At 72.0% G+C, this 25428-nt stretch carries 24 protein-coding genes; 7 read left to right on the top strand and 17 right to left on the bottom strand.

From position 1 onward, the window contains the following. Positions 1-4 precede the first annotated feature (4 nt). The 3 genes from gatC to ACFWPQ_RS39860 all read right to left on the bottom strand — a co-directional run bounded on the left by gatC (position 5) and on the right by ACFWPQ_RS39860 (position 1279). On the bottom strand, positions 5-301 hold the full coding sequence (gene gatC, locus ACFWPQ_RS39850; RefSeq protein WP_007384860.1) for an Asp-tRNA(Asn)/Glu-tRNA(Gln) amidotransferase subunit GatC: 297 nt from the start codon (positions 299-301) through the stop codon (positions 5-7). Positions 302-378: 77 nt separating this feature from the next. Continuing rightward, complete coding sequence (locus tag ACFWPQ_RS39855) at positions 379-870, bottom strand: cupin domain-containing protein (protein ID WP_384046291.1); 492 nt, start codon at positions 868-870, stop codon at positions 379-381. A gap of 37 nt (positions 871-907) precedes the next feature. After that, complete coding sequence (locus ACFWPQ_RS39860; RefSeq protein ID WP_384046294.1) at positions 908-1279, bottom strand: DUF4267 domain-containing protein; 372 nt, start codon at positions 1277-1279, stop codon at positions 908-910. A gap of 96 nt (positions 1280-1375) precedes the next feature. On the opposite strand from ACFWPQ_RS39860, the gene ACFWPQ_RS39865 reads away from it, so the two are divergent. Next, the gene (locus ACFWPQ_RS39865) at positions 1376-1954 is read left to right on the top strand and encodes a TetR/AcrR family transcriptional regulator (RefSeq protein ID WP_384046297.1); all 579 of its coding nucleotides are present in this window, start codon (positions 1376-1378) and stop codon (positions 1952-1954) included. 131 nt (positions 1955-2085) lie between these two features. On the opposite strand, the gene ACFWPQ_RS39870 is transcribed toward ACFWPQ_RS39865, so the two are convergent. The 3 genes from ACFWPQ_RS39870 to ACFWPQ_RS39880 form a co-directional block, all read right to left on the bottom strand. Next, complete coding sequence (locus ACFWPQ_RS39870; RefSeq protein ID WP_384046300.1) at positions 2086-4335, bottom strand: putative bifunctional diguanylate cyclase/phosphodiesterase; 2250 nt, start codon at positions 4333-4335, stop codon at positions 2086-2088. 213 nt (positions 4336-4548) lie between these two features. Further along, positions 4549-6744 carry an NAD-dependent DNA ligase LigA gene (ligA, locus tag ACFWPQ_RS39875; protein ID WP_384046303.1) on the bottom strand — a complete coding sequence of 732 codons (2196 nt, stop codon included), beginning with the start codon at positions 6742-6744 and terminating at the stop codon, positions 4549-4551. Positions 6745-6757: 13 nt separating this feature from the next. Then, positions 6758-7759 carry a methionine synthase gene (locus tag ACFWPQ_RS39880; RefSeq protein WP_384046306.1) on the bottom strand — a complete coding sequence of 334 codons (1002 nt, stop codon included), beginning with the start codon at positions 7757-7759 and terminating at the stop codon, positions 6758-6760. Between the two features lie 418 nt (positions 7760-8177). Between ACFWPQ_RS39880 and ACFWPQ_RS39885 the strand changes: the two genes are divergently transcribed. Continuing rightward, positions 8178-9299 carry a cytochrome P450 gene (locus tag ACFWPQ_RS39885; protein ID WP_384046309.1) on the top strand — a complete coding sequence of 374 codons (1122 nt, stop codon included), beginning with the start codon at positions 8178-8180 and terminating at the stop codon, positions 9297-9299. A 157-nt stretch (positions 9300-9456) separates the two neighbouring features. Then, positions 9457-10680, top strand: coding sequence for a cytochrome P450 (locus ACFWPQ_RS39890; RefSeq protein ID WP_384046311.1), 1224 nt, complete (start codon positions 9457-9459; stop codon positions 10678-10680). 11 nt (positions 10681-10691) lie between these two features. Here ACFWPQ_RS39890 and ACFWPQ_RS39895 read toward each other — a convergent pair whose 3' ends face one another. Beyond that, entirely contained in the window at positions 10692-11393 is a 702-nt protein-coding gene (locus tag ACFWPQ_RS39895) for an SDR family oxidoreductase (protein WP_384046313.1), read from the bottom strand. A gap of 16 nt (positions 11394-11409) precedes the next feature. Continuing rightward, on the bottom strand, positions 11410-11949 hold the full coding sequence (locus ACFWPQ_RS39900; RefSeq protein WP_384046316.1) for a TIGR00730 family Rossman fold protein: 540 nt from the start codon (positions 11947-11949) through the stop codon (positions 11410-11412). A gap of 134 nt (positions 11950-12083) precedes the next feature. On the opposite strand from ACFWPQ_RS39900, the gene ACFWPQ_RS39905 reads away from it, so the two are divergent. Then, positions 12084-12410: a DUF427 domain-containing protein gene (locus ACFWPQ_RS39905; RefSeq protein WP_351707314.1), complete on the top strand. Its 327-nt coding sequence runs from the start codon at positions 12084-12086 to the stop codon at positions 12408-12410. Here ACFWPQ_RS39905 and mnmA read toward each other — a convergent pair. Beyond that, entirely contained in the window at positions 12386-13522 is a 1137-nt protein-coding gene (gene mnmA / locus ACFWPQ_RS39910) for a tRNA 2-thiouridine(34) synthase MnmA (RefSeq protein ID WP_384046320.1), read from the bottom strand. The two genes, ACFWPQ_RS39905 and mnmA, sit on opposite strands and share 25 nt — an antisense overlap. Positions 13523-13582: 60 nt before the next feature. Between mnmA and ACFWPQ_RS39915 the strand changes: the two genes are divergently transcribed. After that, the gene (locus tag ACFWPQ_RS39915; protein ID WP_384046323.1) at positions 13583-14245 is read left to right on the top strand and encodes an N-acetylmuramoyl-L-alanine amidase; all 663 of its coding nucleotides are present in this window, start codon (positions 13583-13585) and stop codon (positions 14243-14245) included. Between the two features lie 223 nt (positions 14246-14468). After that, a complete protein-coding gene (locus tag ACFWPQ_RS39920) occupies positions 14469-16097 on the top strand; it encodes a multicopper oxidase family protein (protein ID WP_384046326.1) in 1629 nt (542 codons plus the stop codon). A gap of 86 nt (positions 16098-16183) precedes the next feature. Here ACFWPQ_RS39920 and ACFWPQ_RS39925 read toward each other — a convergent pair whose 3' ends face one another. Together ACFWPQ_RS39925 and ACFWPQ_RS39930 are read right to left on the bottom strand one after the other, a co-directional pair. Continuing rightward, positions 16184-17326: an FG-GAP repeat domain-containing protein gene (locus ACFWPQ_RS39925; protein ID WP_384046329.1), complete on the bottom strand. Its 1143-nt coding sequence runs from the start codon at positions 17324-17326 to the stop codon at positions 16184-16186. Positions 17327-17379: 53 nt separating this feature from the next. Further along, entirely contained in the window at positions 17380-18429 is a 1050-nt protein-coding gene (locus tag ACFWPQ_RS39930; protein WP_384046332.1) for a formylglycine-generating enzyme family protein, read from the bottom strand. Positions 18430-18753: 324 nt separating this feature from the next. On the opposite strand from ACFWPQ_RS39930, the gene ACFWPQ_RS39935 reads away from it, so the two are divergent. After that, positions 18754-19542, top strand: a complete 789-nt coding sequence (locus ACFWPQ_RS39935) for an SDR family NAD(P)-dependent oxidoreductase (protein WP_384046335.1) — start codon at positions 18754-18756, stop codon at positions 19540-19542. A gap of 34 nt (positions 19543-19576) precedes the next feature. Here the strand turns inward: ACFWPQ_RS39935 and ACFWPQ_RS39940 are convergent, their stop codons facing one another. The 6 genes from ACFWPQ_RS39940 to ACFWPQ_RS39965 form a co-directional block, all read right to left on the bottom strand. Next, positions 19577-20317, bottom strand: a complete 741-nt coding sequence (locus ACFWPQ_RS39940) for a GntR family transcriptional regulator (protein ID WP_384046338.1) — start codon at positions 20315-20317, stop codon at positions 19577-19579. Positions 20318-20439: 122 nt separating this feature from the next. Further along, on the bottom strand, positions 20440-20937 hold the full coding sequence (locus tag ACFWPQ_RS39945; RefSeq protein WP_384046341.1) for a carboxymuconolactone decarboxylase family protein: 498 nt from the start codon (positions 20935-20937) through the stop codon (positions 20440-20442). 44 nt (positions 20938-20981) lie between these two features. After that, the gene (locus ACFWPQ_RS39950) at positions 20982-22463 is read right to left on the bottom strand and encodes a carboxylesterase/lipase family protein (protein WP_384046344.1); all 1482 of its coding nucleotides are present in this window, start codon (positions 22461-22463) and stop codon (positions 20982-20984) included. After that, positions 22460-23680 (bottom strand): amidohydrolase family protein, encoded by a 1221-nt coding sequence (locus tag ACFWPQ_RS39955; RefSeq protein WP_384046347.1) that lies wholly within the window; start codon positions 23678-23680, stop codon positions 22460-22462. Before ACFWPQ_RS39955 ends, ACFWPQ_RS39950 begins: the two co-directional genes overlap by 4 nt. Next, positions 23677-24498, bottom strand: a complete 822-nt coding sequence (locus ACFWPQ_RS39960) for a fumarylacetoacetate hydrolase family protein (RefSeq protein WP_384046349.1) — start codon at positions 24496-24498, stop codon at positions 23677-23679. Before ACFWPQ_RS39960 ends, ACFWPQ_RS39955 begins: the two co-directional genes overlap by 4 nt. 7 nt (positions 24499-24505) lie before the next feature. After that, complete coding sequence (locus ACFWPQ_RS39965) at positions 24506-25390, bottom strand: fumarylacetoacetate hydrolase family protein (RefSeq protein ID WP_384046352.1); 885 nt, start codon at positions 25388-25390, stop codon at positions 24506-24508. Positions 25391-25428: the final 38 nt, after the last annotated feature.

The raw sequence follows: 25428 nt of genomic DNA on the forward strand, positions 1-25428 counted from the left end.
CTGTCTAGTCCTCCCCCAGGATCTGCGGCACCTTGAAACGTTGCTGCTCCTGGGCCGGGGCGCCGGAGAGCGCCTGCTCGGGGGTGAGCGAGGGACGGACCTCGTCCGCGCGCATGACGTTCGTCAGCGGCAGCGGGTGCGAGGTCGGCGGTACGTCTTGGTCGGCGACCTCGCTGACGCGGGCGACCGCGCCGATGATGTCGTCCAGCTGGCCTGCGAAGTGTTCGAGTTCTTCGGGCTTCAGCTCCAGACGCGCCAGCCGGGCGAGGTGGGCGACCTCCTCGCGCGTGATGCCAGGCATGCAGCGTTCCTCTGGGGTGAGTGTGTGTGGTTTGGAGCCAATCCTATGGGGCAGGGCCGGGTACCCGTTAAACGGTTTCAGCGACGGGTGTCCCAGGCCTCGCTGCGCAGGTAGTGGTTGTCGTACAGCTCCTGCACCTCCAGGAGGCTCTCCAGGGTGGCCTCGCCCAGGCGCAGCCGCTGGAGATGGCGGAAGTACTCGAAGCGCTCCACGCCGGGTGTGATGACGATGAGGATGTCGGCGGTGCTGCCGGGGACGGCGGCGAAGGCGTGCGGCGCTCCCGGCGGGATGACGACCAGGTCGCCGCGTTCGGCGGTGACGACGTCGTCGCCGGAGAGCAGGTCGGCGGCGCCGTCGAGCAGGTAGAACATCTCGGCCGAGTTGCGGTGCAGATGCGGTACGGCGCCGTCGGCGCCCTCGCCGAGGGTGACGCGCACGGTGGAGAGCGCGCCGCCGGTCGAGCTGCTGTCGGCGAGCAGCCGGACCCGGGTGGGGTCACCGCCGACCACCTCGGCGTCGGCCTCCCGCACGATCACGGACTCATCGAACTTCGGTACGAACAACGACATTTCCGAACCCCCTGTTGTTGACGACGTGTGCGAGCGATCAGACGAGGAACAGCAGGACGGCGCTGATCAGGACAACGATCGCGGTGGCGAAGTGGATCCCGTAGGCGACCGCCTTCGCCCCGCCGTGCCGCAGCACCACCAGCGTGTCGCAGAGCGGCACGAGTGCCACGCAGACCATGAACCAGGCCTCGGCGCGGGCGCCGACGAAGGCGAGCAGGGCGAGGCCTATGACGCCGAACGTGCCGTCCTTGATGCCCTTGACCGTGAGGTAGGCGCCGGCGTCGCCCTTCGGGTCGGCGGGGACGCCGTAGCCGACGGCGGCGGGCCCCGGCTGGAACAGGAACCGGTAGCCGAGGAACAGGCAGAACAGGTCGAGCACGACGGCGAGCGTGTAGGCGGTGACGGTCACGAGAGCCCCCTGTGGGTTGTTTTCTAGCAACGCTAGGACTGATAGCGAAGCTAGCAGAGCATCGACAGATTGGCTAGCACTGCTAGAATCCAGAGCATGTCGATTCAAGGGCGCCGTGAGCGCGAGCGGGCAGAGCGGGAGCAGCTGATCGTCACGGCCGCGCGAGAACTCGCGGAGACGGAGGGCTGGGACGCGGTGACGACCCGCCGCCTGGCCGCCGAGATCGAGTACAGCCAGCCGGTCCTCTACAGCCACTTCAAGGGCAAGGACGCGATCATGGCGGCGGTGGCCGTCCAGGGCTTCGCGGAGATGGCGACGGAGCTGCGGGCGGCGCGCACCGCGGCGCAGGGCACGCGGGAGTCACTGGCGGCGGTGGCGGAGGCGTACACGTCGTTCGGCCGTCGGCGCCCCGCGCTCTACGACGCGATGTTCACCCACCGGGTGGACCTGCCGTTCGCGACCCAGGAGGCCCCGGAGGCCCTGTGGGCGGCGTTCGGCGAGCTGCTGCAGGCGGTCGAGCCGATCGCCGTGGGCGACGAGGACCCCGGCATCCTGACGGAGACGTTCTGGGCAGGCCTGCACGGCATGGTGACCCTGATGCGCAGCGGCCGCCTACCGGAGGAGGCCCACGAGACGAGGCTGGCGCTGCTGGTCGATCACTTCACAACCCTGTGAGGACAAGTTCCCTGGGGGCGCGGGGAACTGCGCGAGCAACCACAACGCACCCGCACCCGCCCACACGACCGCACCCCCCACGGGCGACGCTCACCTCTTGAGAAACGGTGAACGGGCGGGCGGGTGGGAAACTACTCCGCCGCCGGCAGAGCCGCCCGCGGCCGCTGCCACCCCCGCGACCCCCGCGCCAGCAACCACGCCGTGGTCTCCTCCGGCGGCATCGCCGCGGCCACCAGCCACCCCTGCACGGCGTCACACCCGAGGTCCCGCAACCGCTCCCACGTCTCGTCGTCCTCCACCCCCTCCGCGACGACCAGCAGCCCCAGCGAATGCGCGAGGTCGACCGTGCAGCGCACGATCTCCGCGTCCTCGTTGTCGACGGCCAGCCGGGCCACGAAGGACCGGTCGATCTTCAGCTCGCTCACCGGCAGCCGCCGCAGATGCACCAGCGACGAGTACCCGGTGCCGAAGTCGTCGAGCGACATCTTCACGCCGTGGCCGTTCAGCCCCGCGAGGGTGTCGGCGGCCCGCTGCGGGTCCTCGAGCAGCACATGCTCGGTTATCTCCAGCTGCAGCGCCCCGGCCGGCACCCCGTGCCGCGCCAGCCGCGCCGCGACCAGGCCCGCGAACCCCGGCGTGTGGACGTCCCGCGGCGAGACGTTGACCGCCACCGGCACCCGCAGCCCCTGTGCCCGCCACCGGGCGACCTGCGCGAGCGCGGTCTCCAGCACGTACTCCGTCAGATGGGGCATCAGCCCGGACGACTCGGCGATCGCTATGAACTCGTCCGGCGGCACCTTCCCGCGCTCCGGGTGCACCCACCGCACCAGCGCCTCGAGTCCGGCCACCTGGCCGTCGAAACGCACCTTCGGCTGGTAGTGCAGCTGCACCTCGTGGGCGTCCAGGGCGCGCCGCAGATCGCCCAGCAGGCCCAGCCGGTCGGGGGTGTTGGAGTCCCGCTTGGACTCGTACACCTCGACGCCCGTACGGTCCCGCTTGGCCTGGTACATCGCCACGTCCGCCCGGCGCAGCAGCCCCTCCGCGTCCAGCGCGTGGTCGGGGAAGACGGCGACCCCCGCACTGGCCTCAAGGACCAGGGTGAGGCCGTCGAGGTCGAGCGGTGAGGAGAGGGCCGTGACCAGGCCGCGGGCCACCCTGGTGGCCGAGGTCGTGGAGTCGGCGACCGGGAGTAACACCGCGAACTCGTCACCGCCGAGCCGGGCCGCCTCCGCACCGCGCGGCAGCGCGGCCCGCAGCCGGTCGGCTATCTGGAGGAGCAGCCGGTCACCGGCGAGATGACCGAGCGTGTCATTGACCGAACGGAACCGGTCGAGGTCGATCAGCATGAGGGCGGAGCGGGCGCCGATGCGTTCGGCGTCGTCGAGGGCGGTCCAGATCCGCTCCAGCAGCCACTGCCGGTTGGGCAGTCCGGTCAGCGGGTCGCGCAGCTGCTCCTCGGCACGGGCCCGGGCTATCCACAGGGTGGAGTCGAGGGCGACCAGCGGGATGGAGAACAGCGGGAGCAGCAGCGGCTGGGCGACCGCGACCACGCAGATCAGCGGGGCGATGCCGAGCAGGGCGACGGCCACCAGGCCCTGGCGCATCAGGGCGGTGCGGGCGACGGTGGGCAGGCCGCCGCCGCGCGGAGCGTGCAGGTACCAGAGCAGGGCGCGGGTGACGGCGAGGTAGGCGGCGGCGACGAGCACCACCTCGGGGGCGGTGGCGACGCTCCAGCCGACGGGATTCCAGGGCGACTCGACGGTCGGGACGCGTCCGAAGACGAGGAGCACCAGGGCGCCTGCCCCGATGCCGAGGATGTCCACCGCGCCGTGCAGGACACCCTGCCGCCAGCGGTGGCGCCTGGCTATGCCGACCAGGACGACGACGGTGAGGCTGACCATGCCGGCGGGCACCCAGCCGTAGAGCAGGAGGACGGCGAGGGTGAGGGCGGCGCCTGAGCCGGTGCCGCCCCACCAGCGGGCGCGGCCGAGCAGGACGAGGTGGCCGACGATGATGCCGGTCAGCACGGCCAGCGACCAGCCGACCGTGCCGGACGGGAAGAGCGCGTGGTTGTCGGAGAACGCGCGGTAGAAACCGGCGCCGAGGACGAACCCGGCGGCCGCGACGACCCCGGCGGGCAGCGCGGGCCAGGACAGGTGCCGTTCGTGATCGGTGCCGGCCAGGCCGGGCGGTGGCTCGACGGCTGCCAGCGGCAGCGGGTCGCGGGCGTCCGCCGCGACGCCCACCGCCGGCCTGCCCGGCATACGTGGCAGGCCGGGGCGCCGATCGCCCCGCGCCGGCCACCGGCTCGCCCGCCACGCGCACGCCCGGCGGCGCAGCGTCGGCCGCGCGCCCGGGGCGGCGCTCTCGGTCGGTTCCATTCCCGTCCCTCTCACAGCCGGCGGTGCCCACGCCAAGCGGTCCGTGCCCTGCCGGGGCACGGGAATGCCCCGACCGCAGCTGGGCACGGCAGGCGCATATCCCAACAGTAGGCCGCAGAAGGCTTCCACGGGCAGCGGTCGTCTACGGTTGCCCGATTGCGCCCCGGCCACCCGTATGCATCTGGTATGCGCCGAACGGGTGGCCTTCAACCACTACTCCTCGGTCGGAAGGGCGACTTCGGCCGCCGCGTCCGGTCCCTGCTCCAGAAGGACGACAAATCCGTCCTCGTTCAGAACCGGAACCTTCAGCTGCATCGCCTTGTCGTACTTCGATCCCGGGTTGTCACCCACGACCACGAACGCGGTCTTCTTCGACACCGACCCGGTCACCTTGGCCCCGCGGCTCTGCAGCGCGTCCTTGGCGCCGTCGCGGGTGTAGTGCTCCAGGGTCCCGGTCACGACGACGGTGAGGCCCTCCAGCGGGCGCGGCCCCTCGTCCTCTCCGCTGGACTCGTCCTCCAGCGGGACGCCGGCGGCCTTCCACTTTCGGATGATCTCGCGGTGCCACTCCTCGGCGAACCACTCCGTGAGCGCGGTCGCGATGATGCCGCCGACGCCGTCGATGTTCGACAGCTCCTCCTCGGTGGCCTGCTCGATGCGGTCGATGGAGCGGAACTCGCGGGCCAGTGCCTGGGCGGCGACCGGTCCGACGTGCCGGATGGACAGGCCGTTGAGGAAGCGCGCGAGCGGGCGGGTCTTCGCCTCCTCGATCTTCTGCAGCAACGCGAGGGTGTTCTTCTTGGGCTCGCCCTTCTGGTTGGCGAAGACCGTGACGACCTTCTCCTCGCCGGTCTTGGGGTCGCGCTTGGGCAGCCCGCTGTCCGGGTCCAGGACGTACGCCTTGATGGGCAGCAGCTTCTCGACGGTGAGGTCGAACAGGTCGCCCTCGTCGACCAGCGCCGGGGCGGTGGGCTCCAGCGGCCGGGTGAGCGCCGCCGCCGCGACCCCGCCGAAGTGCTCGATGTCCAGGCACTCGCGGCCCGCGAGGTAGGAGACGCGCTCTCTCAACTGGGCGGGGCAGGTCCGGGCGTTGGGGCACCGCAGGTCGATGTCGCCCTCCTTCATGGCCCGCAGCGGCGTCCCGCACTCGGGGCACTCGGCCGGCATCACGAACTCCCGCTCGCTGCCGTCCCGCAGGTCGACGACCGGGCCGAGGATCTCCGGGATGACGTCACCGGCCTTGCGCAGCACCACCATGTCGCCGATCAGCACGCCCTTGGCCTTGACGACCTCCTGGTTGTGCAGGGTGGCGAACTCCACCTCGCTGCCCGCCACGGTGACCGGCTCGACCTGGGCGTACGGCGTGACGCGCCCGGTGCGGCCGACGCCCACCTTGATGTCGATCAGCCTGGTGTTGACCTCTTCCGGCGCGTACTTGTACGCGATCGCCCACCGGGGGGCACGGGCCGTCGAACCGAGGCGCCCCTGGAGGCGGATCTCGTCCAGCTTCACGACGACGCCGTCGATCTCGTGCTCCACGGAGTGCCGGTTCTCGCCGTAGTAGGCGATGAACTCCCGTACCCCGTCGAGGTCGTCGACCACCCTGTTGTGCGGGGAGGTGGGCAGACCCCAGGTCTTGAGCAGGTCGTAGGCCTCGGAGAGCCGGCCGAGGCCCTCGAAGCCCTCCAGGGCGCCGATGCCGTGCACGACCATGTGCAGCGGCCGGCCGGCGGTGACCCGCGGGTCCTTCTGGCGCAGCGAACCGGCCGCCGCGTTGCGCGGGTTGGCGAACGGCTTGTCGCCGGCCGCGACCAGGCGTTCGTTGAGCTCGGCGAACTTCTCCATCGGGAAGTAGACCTCGCCGCGGATCTCGACCAGGTCGGGGACGCGCTCGCCGTGCAGCCGGTCCGGGATCTCGGCGATCGTACGGACGTTGGGCGTGATGTCCTCGCCGGTGCGGCCGTCGCCGCGGGTCGCCGCGCGGGTGAGGCGGCCGTGCTCGTAGGTGAGGTTGACGGCGAGGCCGTCGACCTTCAGCTCGCACAGGAAGTGGTACTCCTGCTCGCCCAGTTCCTTGTGGATCCGCTCGGCCCAGGCCGCGAGGTCGTCGTCGTTGAACGTGTTGTCCAGCGACAGCATCCGCTCGCGGTGCCGGACCGACGTGAACTCCGTCTCGTACGCCCCCGCGACCTTCTGGGTCGGCGAGTCGGGCGTGCGCAGCTCGGGATACTCGTCCTCCAGCGCCTCCAGCGTCTTGAGGAGCTTGTCGAACTCCGCGTCGCTGACGACCGGCGCGTCGTTCACGTAGTACCGGAAGCGGTGCTCCTCGATCTGCTCAGCGAGCCGCGCGTGCTTCTCCCGTGCCTCGGCGGGCACTGCCGTCTCCGCCTGCTGCTTGTCGCCGGCCACCGTGTTCCTCCCGTTACTCTGGGTTGTCCGCGAGTGATCTCGCCGCCCGGACGCAGTGGGCGAGCGCCTGCCTGGCGTACGCGGGCGAGGCGCCCGCCAGCCCGCACGCCGGGGTGATGGTGACGGACTCCGCGAGAAGCCCCGGTCGCAGCCCCAGCCTGCGCCACAGCGTCCTGACACCCATGACGCTACCGGCAGGGTCTGACAATGCGGCGTCCGTGCCCGGCACGACACCGGCGAAGAGCCGGGTCCCCGCTTCCACCGCCTCGCCGATCACGTCGTCGTCACGTTCGGTGAGGAGCGAGAAGTCGAACGAGACGGCGGCCGCCCCGGCGCGGCGGAGCAGGGCGAAGGGGACGTCGGGGGCACAGGAGTGGACCACGACCGGGCCGTCGGCGTGCACGCCGAACACGTCGCGCAGGGTGGATTCGACGAGCTGACGGTCGACCGCGCGGTGGGTGCGGTAGCCGGAGGCGGTCTTCACTTGGCCGCGCAGGACGGCGGTGAGGGACGGCTCGTCGAGCTGGAGCACCAGGCGGGTGCCGGGGATGCGCCGTTGGACCTCGGCCAGATGCAGGCGCAGCCCCTCGGTGAGGGAGGCTGCCAGGTCACGGCAGGCGCCGGGGTCGGAGAGCACCGACTCGCCGTTGCGCAGCTCCAGGGCGGCGGCGAGCGTCCAGGGGCCGACCGCCTGCACCTTCAGCGGCCCCTCGTACTCCTGGGTGAACTCCTCGATCGCGTCCAGGTCCTCGCCCAGCCAGGACCGGGCCCGCCGGGTGTCCCGGCCCGGCCGGTCGCCGAGCCGCCAGCCGCTGGGCTCCACGCGCGCGTACAGCTCGACGAGCAGGCCCGCGGTGCGGCCGATCATGTCGGCGCCGGGGCCGCGGGCGGGCAGCTCGGGCAGGAAGGGGAAGTCCTCGAAGCTGCCGGTCGCGGTCTTGGCGGCCTCGCGGGCGTCGGTGCCGGGGAGCGAGCCGACGCCTGTGGCAGGGCCGAAGTCGGAGAGTGCGTTCACGTGAGGAGCCTAAGCGGGGCGGGCGGGTACGAGGTGCGGCCCACTCACCCCACTCGTTCCACTCGCCCCCATTTGTTCCGCTCAACGGCACAGCGGGCGACAGGGCGTGGCCCGCTCCGCAGGCTGGGTCCGTCGGCCGGTGCGCCCCGTGCGGCATCGCGGACCGGCTTCCGCGGCTCTCCGGGGACCGCGGCTCCGCCACCGCTCAGGGAGGACGCCCATGACGTCGTCGCCGCACCGCCCCGCGCCCGGCACCCCCCGTTCATCCGCTTCACCCGCTTCACCCGCTTCATTCGGTTCACCCGCTTCATTCGGTTCACCCGCTTCATTCGGTTCACCCGCTTCATTCGGTTCACCCGCTTCACCCGCTTCATTCGGTTCATTCGGTTCATTCGTTCGGTACGGCGACGAACTCTCCTTGCTGAAGGCGGAGTTCGAGGGCGGGTCCGACGTGTGGCGCTCGGCGCTGGGCGGTGCGGTGTGCGTGGCCGATCCCGAGGCGGCGCGGGCGGTGATGGGCAACCGGCACGGTGTCGTCGCGGAGACCTCGGACTTCTACCACCACCGGCACGGTGTCTTCGGGCCACGCTCGGCACAGCTCACGATCGGGCGCGCGGCCCGGAGTCTCGTACAGCGTCATCTGCAGGACCACCGGGCCGACCTGCCCCGGCTGGTCGCCGAGCGGCTGGCGCCGCGCAGCGAGTGGCCGGATGCCGGGAACCTGCTCGTCCTGCGGCATCTGCGTGACGTGCTGCTGCACCCGGACGCACCGCCCCACCTGCACCGGACGGTGGAGGCGATCGTCGCCCGCGCCGTGCTGGCCGGAGCCCGGCAGCGCCACTCCGCACCGTCCCGGCTGCTGTTCCGGCGCCGTGCGCTGCACGCCCTGCACGCGGAGATACGGGCCCGGCAGCGCGCGGCACGGCCGCCGGACCACCCGGCGGGGCCGCGCGACCTCGTCGACGTCGTCGTCGGCGGGGGCGGCGCGGACGCGGATCCGCGTGAACTCGTCGAGGTCTACCTGTCGTTCCTGTTCGCCACGGCCGGGTCGATCGGGTTCGCGCTCGGCTGGTCGGTGCTGCTGCTGGGCACCCACCCGGACCGGGCCGCCGCGGACCCGGGCCGGACCGTCCGCGAGGCACTGCGGCTGTGGCCGGTGGCGTGGCTGTTCGCCCGCACCCCGAGCCGCGCGCAGGAGCTGGGCGGGACGCCGGTCACGCCCCGGGACCGGCTGATGGTGTGCAGCTACCTGGTGCACCGGCACCCCGGGTACTGGGAGCGGCCCGACGAGTTCGTCCCGGAGCGCTGGGCCGAGGGCGCGCCCGACGGGGCCTACCTGCCGTTCGGTCTCGGTCCGCACACCTGTGCCGGCGCGACCGTCACCGTACGGCTGCTGGAGGACCTGGTGGACCTCCTGACCCGTGACTGGCGGGTGTCGGTCACCCCTGACGGCGGCGGGCCCCAGGTGGGTCCGGCGCTGGCTCCGCCGCGGTTCACCGCGGTGCTGAGCCGTCCCGGCGGCTGTCCCGAGAGGAGGTGAACCAGCATGCGCGCGCTGTACCTCAAGACGAAGTCGGTCCTCAACGTCCGACGCACGTACGGGCAGTTCTGGTACCTGTACCACCACATCTGACCGGCCCGCGCGGGGAGGCGACAGCCGGTCGGCTCCCCGCGCTCCCACGAGGGGAACGCCCACGATGACCACCCCGCAGCACCCCGAGGACTTCCTGAGTGCCATGCGACGGCGCAGCGCCCAGGAGGACGGGATCTTCTGGGTCGACGACCAGCGGCTCGGGGTCTTCGAGCCGGAGGCGGCCCGCCGGGTCAGCGCCACCAACTGGCAGCGGTACGTCATGCACGACCGGCTGGTCGACATGGTGCGCCGGCGGCGCAGCCCCGAGATGCGGTGGAGCCGGATCCGCTCCGCCTGGATGACCCAGCTGCACGCCCTCGCGACGGCGGAGCAGCACGGCCTGCTGATCGAGCGCATGGAGCGGGTGCTGGACGCGCGGACCGGGCCGGGCACCGACCTGACCATGCTGATGCAGGACGTGGCGCTGCGGTCGCTGCTGCCCGTCGCGCTCGGCGGGCTCACCGGCGCCGAGGCGGATCTGGTCCGGCGGGACCTGGAGATGAAGCTGGCGCGGCTGGTGTCGCCCGCGCCGGGCGGCGTCCTGCACCATCTGCGGCACGTCGCCGTCCAGGTGCGGGCCGGGCTGGTGGTGCGCCGGGTCCTGCGGCAGCGCGCCCGCGGTCGGCGCGGGCGCGAGCCGGACCTCGCCGACCCCTTCGTGGACCTGCTGCCGGAACTCGGCATGGACCGCGCGCTGGACGTGGTGACGACCGTCCTCACCGCCATCGGCGGCCCACCCGGGACCGCCGCCGCGAGCGTGCTGTACGAGTTCGTCCGGCAGCCCGAGTGGCGGCGCAGGCTCGAAGCCGAGCTCAGTGCCGTGGACCCGGTGGCGTTCCGTACGGCGCCCACCAGGGCGGCCCCGGTCACCCACCGGTTCGTCAAGGAGGTGCTGCGGATGTGGAGCCCGCCGCTGCTGCTGGTGCGCCGCTCCACGTTCGCGTTCGACCTGGGGAAGACCCGGTTGGAGCCGGGGCAGTGGTACCTGCTGAGCCCGCACCTGATCCACCGTGACGAGCGGGTCTGGAAACAGCCCGACGTCTTCGACCCGGACCGCTTCCTCCCGGGCGCGCCGCACGGCCCGGCCGACCGGACCTGTTACGTGCCGTTCGGCTGGGCGCCGAAGAAGTGCATCGGCGCGAACATCGCCGTCGTCCAGCTGATGGCCCTGTGCCATCTGCTGTGCACCCGCTACCGGCTGACCGTGGACCACCCGGAAGCGGTCACCATGGCCCTGCGGTTCGCGCCGGTGCCGGAGAACTTCCGGGGGCGGCTCACGCTGCGGTGAGCCCCGCCGCCCTACTGGCCGGGCAGCGGGCCCGGGCGCACGGTCAGGTCGTTGATCTCGGCGTCCCTCGGCAGGTCCAGCGCGGTCAGGACGGTGGTCGCCACCGACTCCGGGTCGATCCACCGCGCCGGGTCGTACTCCTTGCCCTCCTGCTGGTGGACCTTCGCCTGCATCGGGCTCGCCGTGCGGCCCGGGTAGACCGAGGTGACCCGGACGCCGTTGCCGTGCTCCTCGGCGCGGAGGGAGTCGGCGAGGGCTTTCAGGCCGTGCTTGGAGGCCGCGTACGCCGACCAGCCCGCGTGCGCGTTGAGTCCGGCGCCGGAGTTCACGAACAGCACGTGGCCGCGGGCGGCGCGCAGCTGGGGCAGGAAGTGCCGGGTGAGCTCGGCTGGTGCGACCAGGTTGACGTTGAGCTGGTGGCGCCAGGACTTCGGGGTCAGCTCGCCGACCTCGCCCAGGTCGACGACGCCGGCGATGTGCAGCAGCGAGTCCACCCGGTCGGGGAGGGTCTGGTGGGAGAAGGCCCAGGAGAGCTTGTCCGGGTCGGCCAGGTCGCCGACCAGGGTGCGGGCGCCGGGGAACTCGGCGGCCAGTTCCTTCGCGCGGCCCGCGTCGCGCGCGTGCAGCACGAGTTCGTCCCCGCGCGCGTGCAGGCGGCGGGCCACGGCGGCGCCGATGCCGGAACCGGCACCGGTGATCACATGAGTTGCCATGGGGCCCATGCTCGCATCAGCGGGCGCCGGGCCCCTGCTCCAGGTGGGCCAGGGCCTGCGCGGGTTCCTCGGCGAAGAACATCAGCTCGGCCAGGGGGCGGGGCAGGAAGCCTTCCGCCTCCATGCGGCGGAACTGTTCCTCCAGGCCGTCGTAGAAGCCGGCGGTGTTGAGCAGGACGACGGGCTTGTCGGTGCGGCCGTGCTTCTTCAGCTCCAGGATCTCGGTGGCCTCGTCGAGCGTGCCGGTGCCGCCGACCATGATCACGACGGCGTCGGCCTTCTCCAGGAGGAGCCGCTTGCGCTCCGCGAGGTCGGCGGCGATGACCATCTCGTCGGCGCCGGGGCGGGCCTTGTTGGCGAGGAAGCCGACGGAGACGCCGACCAGCTTGCCGCCGGCTTCCTGGACGCCGTCGGCGACGACCTTCATGAGGCCGACGTCGGAGCCGCCCCAGACGAGGGTGTGGCCGCCCTCGCCGAGGAGTTTCGCGAAGTCGCGGGCGGGGCGGGTGTAGCGGTCGTCCAGGTCGGCGGCGGAGAGGAAGACGCAGATTCGCATGGGGTCAGGGTATGCATTGCGTTGTGTGGCGGCTGCGGGTGCGTGGGGGGCTGGTCGCGCCGTTCCCCGCGCCCCTAAAGGGGCGCTGCAGCCGGCGTCGGGAACAAGTGGGCGTCCGTCGGCGTCACCCTTACATGGCCTCTGGACACACGATCACCATTGAGCAGTCCCAGCAGCACGTCCGCGTCACGCACGGGGACCTCGTCCTCGCCGAGAGCGATCGGTCTCTCGTCCTGCGTGAGACCGGCTCTCCCGTGCGCTACTACATCCCCGCCGAGGACGTCCGGCTGGACCTCCTCACGCCCTCCGAGACGCACACCGTCTGTCCCTTCAAGGGGACCGCCTCCTACTGGTCCCTGCCGGACGCGCCGGACCTGGTCTGGGCGTACCCCGAGCCGAAGGCCGACGTCGCCCAGATCAAGGACCACCTCTGCTTCTACGAGGTCGACGTCACCGGCTGACGCCGGACGGTCGAGGCGATCGTCGCCGAGCCGACGACGCGGGTGTCGTCGTACAGGACGATCGCCTGGCCGGGGGCGACGCCGCGGACCGGCTCGGTGAAGGTGACGTGGAGTTCGCCGTCGGTCAGTGCCGCGCTGACCTCGGTCTCGCCGCCGTGGGCGCGGAGCTGGGCGGTGTAGACGCCGGGGCCGGTCGGGGCGGCGCCGCACCAGCGGGGCTTGATCGCCGTCAGGCCGGTCACGTCGAGGGCGTCGGCGGGGCCGACCGTCACCGTGTTGTTCACCGGCGAGATGTCGAGGACGTAGCGCGGCTTGCCGTCGGCGGCGGGGGTGCCGATGCGCAGGCCCTTGCGCTGGCCGATGGTGAAGCCGTACGCGCCCTCGTGGGTGCCGAGCTTGGCGCCCGTCTCGTCGACGATGTCGCCCTCGGCCTTGCCGAGCCGCCGGGCCAGGAAGCCCTGGGTGTCGCCGTCGGCGATGAAGCAGATGTCGTGCGAGTCGGGCTTCTTGGCGACCGCGAGGCCCCGGCGCTCGGCCTCGGCGCGGATCTCGTCCTTGGTGGTGAGGGTGTCGCCGAGCGGGAAGAGGGCGTGGGCGAGCTGCCTGTCGTCCAGGACGCCGAGGACGTACGACTGGTCCTTCGCCATGTCGGAGGCGCGGTGCAGCTCGCGGGAGCCGTCGGGGAGCGTCACGATCTTCGCGTAGTGGCCGGTGCAGACGGCGTCGAAGCCGAGGGCGAGGGCCTTGTCGAGCAGGGCCGCGAACTTGATCTTCTCGTTGCAGCGCAGGCACGGGTTGGGGGTGCGGCCCGCCTCGTACTCGGCGACGAAGTCCTCCACGACGTCCTCGCGGAAGCGGTCGGCGAGGTCCCAGACGTAGAACGGGATGCCGATGACGTCGGCGGCGCGGCGGGCGTCGCGGGAGTCCTCGATGGTGCAGCAGCCCCGGGCGCCCGTGCGGAAGGATTGCGGGTTCGCGGAGAGCGCGAGGTGGACGCCGGTGACGTCGTGGCCGGCCTCGGCCGCGCGGGCGGCGGCGACGGCGGAGTCCACGCCGCCCGACATGGCGGCGAGGACGCGGAGGGGGCGGGTGCGCTGCGGGGTGTCAGTCATAGCCCCTCCAGGGTACGGGGACGCGGGAACCGGGGCCCGCGAGTATCCGTTGGAGATCGCATGGGGGCACATCAGGCGGTGGCGGGTGATCGGGACCGGCGGATCGGGCGGCGGGCGCTGCTGGTCGGCGGGGCGGCGGCGGCCGTGGGCACGGTGGCGCTGACCAGGGACGAGCTGACGCGGCTGTACTGGCGGCTGCCGGGGGTGCGCAAGGCGCGGGTGGCGGGGGCGGTGGACTTCACGGGCGCGCGGTGGGTGGCGGCGTCCCCGGGGAACTACCGGACGGCGGACCGGCCGGCCGACTACCCGATCGACCGGGTGGTCATCCATGTCACCCAGGGCGGCTACACCAGCGCGGTGAAGGCCTTCCAGGACCCGGCGCACCAGGCCGCGGCACACTACATCGTGCGCAAGGACGGGCGGATCACCCAGCTGGTCCGCGAGCTGGACGTGGCGTTCCACGCGGGGAACCGGTCGTACAACGAGCGCAGTGTCGGGATCGAGCACGAGGGGTTCGTGGACCGGCCCGAGGACTTCACCGACGCGATGTACGCGGCCTCGGCGCGGCTGACGGCCGCGATATGCCGGCGGTACGGGATGGCGACGGACCGCGAGCACGTGATCGGTCATGTGGAGGTGCCGGGGACGGATCACACCGACCCGGGAGAACACTGGGACTGGGGTCGGTACATGGGGCTTGTTCGGCGTGTCGGACAGGCCTGACCTCAGGTTCCACCTGTGACTTAATCGTTATCCTGTGGCCGTGCTGCGCGCTGTCTGTGTCCGTTGCGTCCCGCACCAGTGGCGCCAGCTGCGCCTGCTCAACTCGGCCTGCTTTCAAGGGAGTTAAGCATTACCAGGATCCACGGCCGCTTCACAGTTCCGCCGGTTCGCTCCTAACTTCGCCTCAGATTTCGCACAGACCCCAGGACAAACATCCGGGGCCATGACCCACACCACAGATCCCGCCTTCGAGGCGAACAGAGACGAAGAGCAGGTCAAGGGCGGCAGGCGCCGTCGCGCCAAGGGCTCGGAGCAGCCCCAGGCGGAGCACTCCAAGACTGGGCGCACCACGGACGCCGAGCACTCCAAGGGAGCAACGGCCAAGCGCGGCAAGGGCGTTCACCGCCGGAAGTTCCTCGGCGGGATGGCCGGGGTCGGTCTGGGCGCCGTCGCCGCGGCCGGCTCCACCTTCGCCCTGCTGACCGACGCGAAGGGCAACAAGGCCGGCGCGGCGACCAACACCGCCACCCTGAACATCCCGGACCTCCTGGAGGGCACCACCTCCGACAGCACCACCACCTTCACGCTGGAGGCGAAGACCGGCAGCGCCGAGGTGCTCAGCGGCGTCACCAGCACCACCGCGGGCTACAACCAGTCGTTCCTCGGCCCCACCATGAAGTGGACCAAGGGCGACGTGGTCCTGCTCAACATCACCAACAGCCTGGGCGAGGACACCACGGTCCACTTCCACGGCGCGCACGTCCCGCCGAAGATGGACGGCGGTCCCCAGGTCGCCTTCGCCGACGGGGAGACCTGGTCGCCGACGTTCACGGTCAAGGACGACCCGACGACGCTCTGGTACCACCCGCACGCGCTCGGCACCACGGCGAAGCAGGCGGTGCACGGCCTGGCCGGCATGATCATCGTCGAGGACAGCGACGACACCAGCGCGGCGCTGCCCAGCACCTACGGCACGGACGACATCCCGCTGATCTTCCAGTGTCTGGCCGTCGACAGCGCCGGCGACATCAAGTACGACGTCACCGGCTACCTCACCAGCGGCCTGAGCTTCCCGCTGCTGGTCAACGGCACCAACGTCGACGACACCACGCTCACCTTCACCGCGACCAAGACCCGGACCCGGTTCCGGCTGCTCAACGCCTCGCCGTCGGACATCATCACCATCCAGCGCAGCGACGGCGGCACGATGACCCAGATCGCCACCGACCAGGGCTACCTGGCCGAGGCGGCGGACGTGACCACGATCCGGCTGGTGGCCGGCGCGCGCGCCGAGATGGTCATGGATATGTCGGACGACGTCACCCTCCAGGCGGTCATCACCACCGGCTGGATCCGCGGCGGCAGCGGCACGTACGACTTCCTGGCGGTCACCGCGAGCGGCACCGACACCCCGTCCGACCTGCCCAGCTCGCTGCGGACCATCGACCGGTACGACACCAGCGACTTCACGGCCCGGACCATCACCCTCGGCAACAGCGGCGGCACCATGCTGATCGACGGGAAAGCCGGGACCAGCATGGACTCCATGACCATGATCAGCACCACGCTGGGGTCCAAGGAGATCTGGACGATCAAGAACAGCACGCAGCTGGAGCACTCGTTCCATCTGCACGACGTGCCGTATCAGCTGATCTCCATCAACGGCGCGGATCCGACCGGCGTCGAACTCGGCTGGTACGACACCTTCGAAGTGGTCGGCGGCGGCTCCATCGTGATCGCCATGGAGTTCACGGACTTCTCCGACGACACGTACATGTACATGCTCCACTGCCATCTGCTGCAACACGAGGACGAGGGCATGATGGCGGCCCTCATGGTGACGGACAGCTAGTGGGACAGCCAGTGGCCGCTCGGGCCTCCTGAGCAGGCTGCCGCCGGCAGTGGAAGTGCCGGCGGCAGCCGTTCGTGAGGTTCCGGTCACTGGCAGACCCCCCGGAACACATCGACCTGGCCGCCCGTGCTGTCCGCCACCACGAGGTCGCGGACGCCGTCGCCGTCCAGGTCTGCCGCCGTCGCGTCGTAGGCGCCGGTGGCGGGCACCTCGGTCAGCCGGGTGAGGGTACCCGAGCCGTCGCCCGTGTACGGCGTGACCGAGTTGCCCTGAAGGGAAGAGACCAGCAGGTCCGTGATGCCGTCCCCGTCCAGGTCGGCGGCGCCCACGGCGACCGGCAGCGCGGGCGTGCTGTAGGTGGTGGCCGCACCGAAGGTGCCGTCACCGTTGCCCGGCAGCACGTCCAGGGTGTCGGCGCCGTTGCTCACCGCGGCCAGGTCGAGGCTGCCGTCACCGTCGAAGTCGCCCTCGGCGAGGGAGTAGAGGCGGGCGGTGGTCGCGTACTCGGTGGCGGCACCCAGGGCTCCGGTGCCGTCACCGAGGAGCACGCTCACCCCCGCGCTCGCCACGCTCGCCGTGGCCACGTCGGCAGCGCCGTCCCCGTCGAAGTCCCCGACGACGATGCCGTGCGGCTGGCTTCCGGTGGCGGTCTGGCCGGCGTCCGTGAAGGTGCCGTCCCCGTTGCCGAGCAGCACCCGCACGGTGCTGGTCTGCTGCTCCGCCACCACCAGGTCGGCCAGGCCGTCACCGTTCAGGTCGCCGGTGGCGAGCGCGCGCGGCGACCCGGACACGTCGATCGCCGCGGCCGTGCCGAAGGTGGCGTCGCCGGAGTTCAGCAACACGCTCACCTGGGCCCCGCCGAAGTCGGCGGTCGCGAGGTCCGGACGGCCGTCGCCGTCGAAGTCGGCGACCACGGTCTGGTACGGGTGTGTCCCGACCGCGTAGGTGCTGCCCGCCGCGAACGTCCCGTCCCCGTCGCCGAGCAGCACGGTCACCGAGTCGCCTTCGAGGTTGGCGGCGACCACGTCCACCGCGCCGTCCCCGTCCAGGTCGGCGGTGACGACATGCCGGGTGTTGGTGTCGGCGCCGGCCGAGCCGGTCAGGGTGTACGACGGGACACAGGCGGTCGCGGCGGCGGCCGCGGCGGGGGTGGTGAGGGCCGCGGGCAGCACACCGGCGAGGACCAGCCCGCCGGCCGCGGCGATCCGCAGGCAGAGCTGCCGGTTCATGCCGTACCGCCTTTCGTCTCGGGCCTTCGTCTCGGGTGATGTCATCGGTCGGCTCAGCTCTGGTCGGCTGCGACCCGGAAGCCGACCGTGGGATAGCCGCCGCTGCCGTCCCGGCCCTCGCCGCGGTAGTGGGTGGTGCAACTGCGCCCCGTCGCGTACCAGGAGCCGCCGCGCACGGCGTTGACGTCCAGACCGGCCTCCTGGCCGTTGGTGGCGGTGACGACGCTGGAGGTCCACTCGAAGCAGTTGCCGGCCATGTCGTAGGCGCCGTACACGCTGACGCCGTCCGGGTACGCGCCCACGGCCGAGGTGAGTCCGCCGGTCGCCATGAGCGCGTCGAAGAGGTCCGTGTAGACGAACCCGGTCCAGGTGTCGTGGTCGATCCAGCCGGTCACCCCGCCGGTGGAGGTGACGGTGAGGATCTCGGAGACCGGCTCGCTCTCCCCGTACCGGGTGGACTCCGGGTTGTCGTAAGTGGCCTCGGTGGAGCCGTAGTTCGCGAGGTAGTACGCGGCGCACACCGCGTTGTAGTTGTAGTCGCTGGTGAGCACGGAGTCCGTGTAGGTCGTCCCGGCCGTGTCGCCCCAGGGGTAGGCGTAGGAGTCGGGGCCGCGGGCCGCGCTCTCCCACTCGGCCTCGGTCGGCAGCCGCAGGGTCCAGCCGTCGGCCTGCCCGGTGAGCCAGTCGCAGAAGGCCTCGGCGTCCGCCAGCGCGACCTCCAGGACCGGGTGTTGCTCCTTGCCGGTGGGGACCGTGCCGTCGTCCCAGTAGGACGGGACGGTGTGGCCGGCGCCCGCGTCCGTGCCGAGGAAGGCCGCGTACTGGGCGTTGGTGACCTGGTAGGCCCCCAGCCAGTAGGCCGAGTCGATCGGCGAGGCCTCACCGGCGCCGGTGGTGTTGGACAGGTCGGCCGTGAACACGAAGTCCGGGTCCGCGGGGGCCGGTACCAGGGTCTGCCCGGCGACGGTGACCGTGTCGGCCGCGGCGGCCGGAGCCGCGCCGAGGAGCGGCACCCCGAGCAGCGGCGCGACGGCCGAGACGCCGACGGCACGCAGCAGCTTTCTTCTGCCGAACGGCAGTTGGTGCGGTGGTACGACGGTCATGGGGCGGCCCTCCGTCGACTCGATGGCTGGGGCGGCCGACCACGCGGCGTTTCAGGGGGACAGCGCGCCGCGTGACCGGCCCTTCGACGGAACGTAAGGTGCGCGCCTTTGCTCCGGCCAATGTCGGCCTGTGACTTCTCTGGACGCGTGCACACAGGTTCCGCGCCGGCTGCGCGGTCCGTACCGTCGAGCCCGCAGTCTGCCCGAAGAGAGGCACAGTGTCGACACCTTGGGCTGTGAATGCGAAATGACCTCTTGACCGAGCCTTACTGTCGACACTAGACAGGTGAGGGAGGAACCTTCCCACGCCATGAGGAGAACGCCATGACCGATCCCCGGCCCGGACGACGCCTCTCGGGCAAGGTCGCCCTCGTGACCGGCGCGGGCGCGGGGATCGGCCAGGGCTGCGCCCTGCTCTTCGCCGAGCAGGGCGCGACCGTGGTCGGCTGCGACATCGACGCGGACGCGGCCGGACGCACCCGGAAACTGGCCGCCGAACGCGGGGTGAAGGTCGAGGTCATGGCCCCGCTGGACATGACGGTGGCCGCGGACGCGGAGCGCTGTGCGGACACCGCGTTCGAGCGGTACGGCCGGATCGACGTCCTGGTGACGGCGGGCGCGATCGCCCCGCACATGGCGAGCGCGGCGGAGATGGACTTCGAGGCGCAGTGGACGCCGACCCTGCGCGGCGAGGTCGACGTGGTGTTCCTGCCGGTGCGGGCGGCCTGGCCGCACCTGGTGGCCTCCGGTGGCGGCTCGATCGTCAACTTCGCCTCGGTGAACGCCTTCCGGGGCAGCGGCACCTTCGGCATGGTCGCGCACTGCGCGGGCAAGTCGGCGGTGCTCGGCCTGACCCGCCAGCTGGCCGTGGAGGGCGGACCGTGCGGGATCCGGGCCAACACCATCTCGCCCGGCATGGTGCGCACGCCGGCCACCGAGTCGGCCGGCGCGCACGAGGGAGCCGCCCGGGCAGCGCTCCTGGCCCGTATCCCGCTGGGCCGGGTCGGCACGCCCGAGGACATCGCCTGGTGCGCGGTCTATCTGGCGTCCGACGAGTCCGCGTGGGTCACCGGCGGGAACTTCCCGGTGGACGGCGGCGTGCTGGCCAAGTGAGGGGCCCCGGGCCGCCTCCGGGATCCCCCGGCCGTCACGTCGGCGGGGTGCGCCGCCGGCGTGACGGCTTGCGGCCGGTCTCCTGCTCCTGGATCTGCTCCTCGACCGACCGCAGCGCCCGGACCGTCGCCCCCGCGATCAGCGCGGAGGCCAGCTCGCCGTCGCGCTCCTCACAGGCCTGCATCAGCCGTTCCTGGTCGTCGACGCTGTAGGCGAGGCGGCCGGGGCGGGTCAGGCTGAGGTGGCGGAGCATGAGGGTGCGCAGCGCCAGGGAGTCGAGGATCTGCTTCAGGGTGGCGTTGCCGACGATCTCGGTCATCCGCTCCTGGAGCTGCACATGGCTCCAGAAGTACGCGTCCACGTCGCCCTCGTCGGCCAGTCCGCGCATCTTCTCGACCCGGCCGCGCAGCTCGCCGATCTCCTCGTCGGTGGCCCGCTCCACCAGCAGGGCGGCGAGCATCGACAGGAGCTGGCGCCGGACCTGGTAGATGTCCCGGATGTCCTGGAGGGAGGGCGCGGCGACCCGGGGCCGGCGGCGCGCCTTCATCTCGACCAGGCCCTCCTGCTCGAGCACCATCAGGGCCTCGCGCACGGGGGTCCGGCTGGTGTCGAACCGCCGTGACAGGTCGACGCTGTTGAGGTCCTGGCCCGCGGCCAGCCGACCCTCGATGATCCCGGCGCCCACCCACTCGGCGATCTGCGCGACCAACGGCTCCCGCCGGTCCCGCAGCCGCAGCAGGCGGGCGAGCACGACATGCGTGTCCTGATCGGTCATCCGGCGGCCTCCCGGTCCGCGCCCGGCCCGGTGCCGGGTTCACAGCGGACCCATCGGTGTCGACACTATCGCACTCCGGAGCAGCCCAGAACACCGGTCACCAGCTGTCTGTCGACAGTCACCTAGGGCTGGACATCCAGCGCGACCAGGAACCGGGACACCATGTTGTACACCGCCACGGTCGCCGTCAGTTCGACGAGTCCGGTCTCGCCGAAGTCGGCGCGCAGGGCGTCGAACACCGGGTCCGGGACCCGGACGTCCCGGGTCATCGCGTCGGTGTAGGCGACGACCCGTGCGATGCGCCCCTCGAACTCCGGTTTCTCCTTGCGCAGTTCGGCCAGCTGCCCGTCGTCCACCCCGGCCCGCCGCGCCTCCGGCTCGTGCGCCGCCCACTCGTACGGCGCCCGGTTGAGGACCGCGATCCGCAGGATGACCAGTTCGCGGAGGTCGGCGGGGAGCGACATCCGCTCCCGTACGGCGCCGAGCAGGCTGTTCCAGCCGTCGGCCACCGGCGGGCTGTGCAGCAGCATCCGGTCGAGCGGATGCAGGCCGCCGCCGCGCCGGGCGCGGACCCGGTCGGCGATCTCGCCGCCGCCTTCGGTGCCGGGGAGTCGTGCCATGGGATGCGGGTCCTTCCGTTCAGCCGGGCAGGGGGCGGGGCTCGTCAGTCGAGCAGGGGGCGGGGCGCGCGGTCCAACAGCCTGAGGGCGTCGAGCCGTTGGACCGGACCGACCTCGACGGTGGCGCCGCCGAACACCATCGCCTCCTCCCCCGTGAACTCCGGCCAGGCGGGCAGCGGCCCGCCGCCCGGGTCGTGGTCGGTGACGAAGCGGGCCCAGGTGTCGGCCATGGTGCGGGCCAGCTCCCGGTCGGCGTCGGTCCAGGGCCAGGCGCGGGCCGTCAACGTGTCCAGGGTGTAGGGCAGTTCGGCGGTGTGGTGGACGCCGTAGCCGGGCAGCCCGTCGCGGGGCGGGGCGAGCGGAAGGCCGTCCGGCAGGGGCGGGGTCCGGGTGAAGCGGTACATCCAGGTGGGTGCGACGGCCGCGTGGGTCCGGGCCCAGTGCCACACCGGGTAGGCGAACCGGCTCTCCCCCGTGAACCGCCGTGCCGTACGGCGGGCCTCGTCGCCGTTCCGCAGCGGGTACACGGCGTCCGTGCCGGGCTCGACGGGCAGCCGGCGCAGGATGTCCAGCGAGGCGTACACCGAGCCCTCGTCGTCGTTGGTCCCGACGAGGAGGGGTACGGCGTGCTGGCGGGCGGTGCCGAAGACGTCGTCGCTCGGTTCGGTGAGGACCCGGCCGTCGACGACCGGCCCGAAGTGGCCCTTGAGGACGAGTTCGACGCCGTCCTGGCGGCGCAGCACATCGAGGCCGCGGTCCGCCGCCCAGCGCAGCCCCTGCTGCTGCGCGGTGGTCCGGTCCGGCAGCGGGCCCTCCGCGCGGCCGATGCCCGAGGCGCTCTGGCCGACGGCCGCGTGGAAGAGGTGCCGGGCGGCCGGGGAGGCCATGAGGTGGCAGACGTGGGCGGCGCCTGCGGAGTTGCCGGCGAGGGTGACCCGGCCGGGGTCGCCGCCGAATGCCGTGATGTTCTCGCCCACCCAGGTCAGGGCGGCGACGATGTCGAGCAGCCCGTAGTTGCCGGAGGCGCCCAGGTCGTCCTCGGCGGCGAGTTCGGGGTGGGCGAGGAAGCCGAGGGCGCCGAGCCGGTGGTTGAGGGTGACGACGACCAGACCGCGCCGGGCCAGCGCACGGCCGTGGTGGATCTCCTGGCCGCCGTGGCCGTACCGGTTGCCGCCGCCGTGGATCCAGACCAGCACGGGCAGCCGGGCGCCCGGTGCCGGGTCCGGGGTCCACACGTTCAGATAGAGACAGTCCTCGCTCATCACCAGGGCTCGTCGGTCGGCGAAGTTGGTGTGGTACATGATCGAGTCGCGGGGCGACTGGGGCTGCAGCGGTGCCGGGCCGAAGGCGTCGGCCCGGCGTTCGCCGTCCCAGGGCGCGGGCGGGCGCGGGGGCCGCCAGCGGAGTTCTCCGACCGGTGGTTCGGCGAACGGGACGCCCCGGAAGACGCCGATCCCGCCGTCGTACTGCGCTGCCAGCCGCCCGGCGCCGACCGTGGCCCTGACGGTCCCGACGGTCCTGATCACCCGGTCGCCTTGTGCAGCACGCCGTCCTTCATGATCACCCGCAGCCGGTCGCGGTCCTGGAGGATCCGGATGTCGGCCAGCGGATCGCCGTCGACGAGCACCAGGTCGGCGAGGTACCCCTCCCGCACGAGGCCCAGCTCCTCCCCCATCCCCATCACCTGGCCGCCGTACCCGGTCGCCGCGCGCAGCGCCTCGGCCGGGGTGAAGCCGAACCAGTCCACGAACAGCTCCAGGTCCCGCAGGTTGCGGCCGACCGGGTTCCAGGCGAAGCCGTAGTCGCCGCCGGGGACGACCCGGACGCCGCGCGCCACGAGTTCGGGGACGACCGCGCACACGGCGTCCCGGGTGGCCTCGACCTCCATTCCGGGCTCGGGTTCGCTGCCGGCCTCGTGGAGGTTGGCGTGGATGATGCCCGGGGTCGGCGCGACGAAGATCCGGTCGCGGGCGGCCCGGAGGAGGTCGAGGGCCTCCTCGTCGGCGAAGGTGCAGTGGTAGACGGCGCGGATGCCGTGCCGTACCGCCATCTTGACCGACTCGGCGGCGTGGGCGTGTGCGGTGAGCCAGACGCCGTGCTTCTCGGCGGTGTGCGCTGCGGCGGCCACCTCCTCGTCGGTGAACTGCACGATCCGGGAGGTGCCCTGTACGACGGCGCTCTCGCCGGAGAGGGACAACTTGACGATGTCGACGCCGAGTTCGGCCATGTCGGCGACGAACCGGGCGACCGAGCCGGGGTCGGAGGCGCGGCCGTCGACGCCGGGGAAGTCGTAGACGCCCGGCTCGACCATGCCCGCGCTGCCCTCCCAGGACGCGGCCTTGAGGCGCGGTCCGGGCATCCAGCCCTCGGCGAAGGCCTTGCGGGCGGCGACCTCCGTGCCGGGCAGCCGGTTGCCGCCGGAGTAGGCGCTGGTGATGCCGTGGTCGAGGAGGACCCGGCCGGCGTGCGCGACGAGCAGGGCCTTCTCCGCGTCGGGTTCGTCGCGGCGCCGGGAGAGGTGCTCGACGGTGGAGCCGAAGCCGAGGTGGGTGTGGGCGTCGACGAGTCCGGGGAGCAGGGTGCCGCCGCCTCCGTCGATCACCCGGGCCTCGGCGGTCAGGTCGCGCGGGACGCGCTCGGCGACCGCGGTGACGCGGTCGCCCTCGACCAGGACCTGCGCGGGGAACGGGTCGCGGCCCGTGCCGTCGAAGACGTGGACGTCGGTGAAGAGCGTGCTGGTCATGGGGTCCTCGGCCTCCAGAAGCGGTGGCGCATCTCGCCGACTCCCCCGATCCTGCTGACCAGTTCGTCCTCGGAGGTCAGGAAGCGCTGCGGGGTGCGGCGGTTGCCGACGCCCGCCGGGGTGCCGGTGAAGATCAGGTCGCCGGGGAGGAGGGTGCAGAACCGGCTGAGGTGGGCGATCAGCCGGGGGATCGGGAAGATCATGTTGGCGGTGCGGTCGTGCTGGACGGTCTCGCCGTTGAGTTCGCAGGTCAGTTCCAGGTCGTCCGGGTCGTCGATCTCGTCCAGGCTGACGAGCGCGGGACCGATCGGACCGAAGCCCGGATAGGACTTGCCGAGCGAGAACTGGGCGGGACGCCCCGCGAGTTGGCTGATCCGCTCGGAGAGGTCCTGGCCGACGGTGAGCGCGACGACCGGGTCCCAGCCCTTCTCCTCCGGCACCTGGTGGGCCTCGCGGCCGATGACGGCGACCAGTTCCAGCTCCCAGTCGACATGGCCGGGCGGGAGGGTGACCGTGGTGTGCGGGCCGGTGAGGCAGGTGGCGAACTTGGTGAAGACAAGAGGGACTTCGGGCTCCTCGTAGCCCGCCTCGGCGGTGTGCGGGCGGTAGTTGAGGGCGACGGCGAAGATCTGGCGGGGAGCCGGTACCGGGGGCTCCAGGTCGGCCTCGTCGTAGGGGCGGGCGCCGGTCGCGGCCGTGGACCACAGGCGCAGGTCGTCCCAGCGGGCGAAGGGGTCGGCGGCGAGGGCGGCCGGTACGTCGACGGCGCCGTCCGGGGTCAGCAGGACGGTACGGCCGGCGAGGCGTGCGAGGCGCATCCGGCGATCACACCCAGTGCCCGGCGGGGGGCTCGTCCTCGCCGTAGGCCTCTCTCCAGGAGACCACCGGGTTGCGCAGCACGCCCAGGCCCTCGATCTCCGCCTCGACGACGTCCCCCGGCTTGAGGTAGTTGGCGAACGGGTCCTCGGTGCTCGCGGCCACGCCCGCGACGGTGCCGGTGGTGACGAGGTCGCCGGCGCTGTAGGTCTGCGGGGAGTGGTAGGCGACCAGCTGCGGGAGGGAGACCGACATCCGGCCGGTGTTGGACTTCTGGCGCACGTCGCCGTTGACCCTGAGTTCCATGTCCAGGGCGTGCGGGTCGGCGATCTCGTCGGCGGTGACGATGTACGGCCCGACCGGGCAGAAGGTCTCGATCGCCTTGGAGAAGGAGAAGACCCCCGACTCCATCTCCCGGCGCTGGATGTCCCGCGCGGTGATGTCGTTGAAGACCACGTAGCCCGCGATGTGCTCGACGGCCTGTTCCGCGGAGAAGAAGCGGCCCGGCTTGCCGATGACGACGGCGAGTTCGAGTTCGTAGTCGAGTTCCCGGGTGAGGTTCGCCGGGTACACGATCGGCTCGTCCGGGCCGATGATCGCGTCGACGTTCTGGAAGAAGACGATCCCCTTGTTGACCGGGTGGGACCAGTCCACGCGGGCCAGGTCCTCGTGATGCTCCCGGAAGTTGCCGGCGGTGTGGAAGAACTTCTTCGGCACGATCGGCGCGCGCAGTCGGACGTCGGCGAGCGCGAACGTCCGTCCCGTCTCGCCGACTTGGCCCTCGCGCTCGAACCAGGCGCGGGTGGAGGGCACCTCCAGTTCCACGACGGTGTCTCCGTCGAGTCGGCCCACCAGTCCGTCGTCCGGCCCGTCGCAGAACGTCACCAGCTTCATCAGACCTCCTTCAACTGTCGACAGACAGCCTGTCCTGA

The sequence above is a fragment of the Streptomyces sp. NPDC058464 genome (genome assembly GCF_042721035.1).
Classification (GTDB): domain Bacteria; phylum Actinomycetota; class Actinomycetes; order Streptomycetales; family Streptomycetaceae; genus Streptomyces.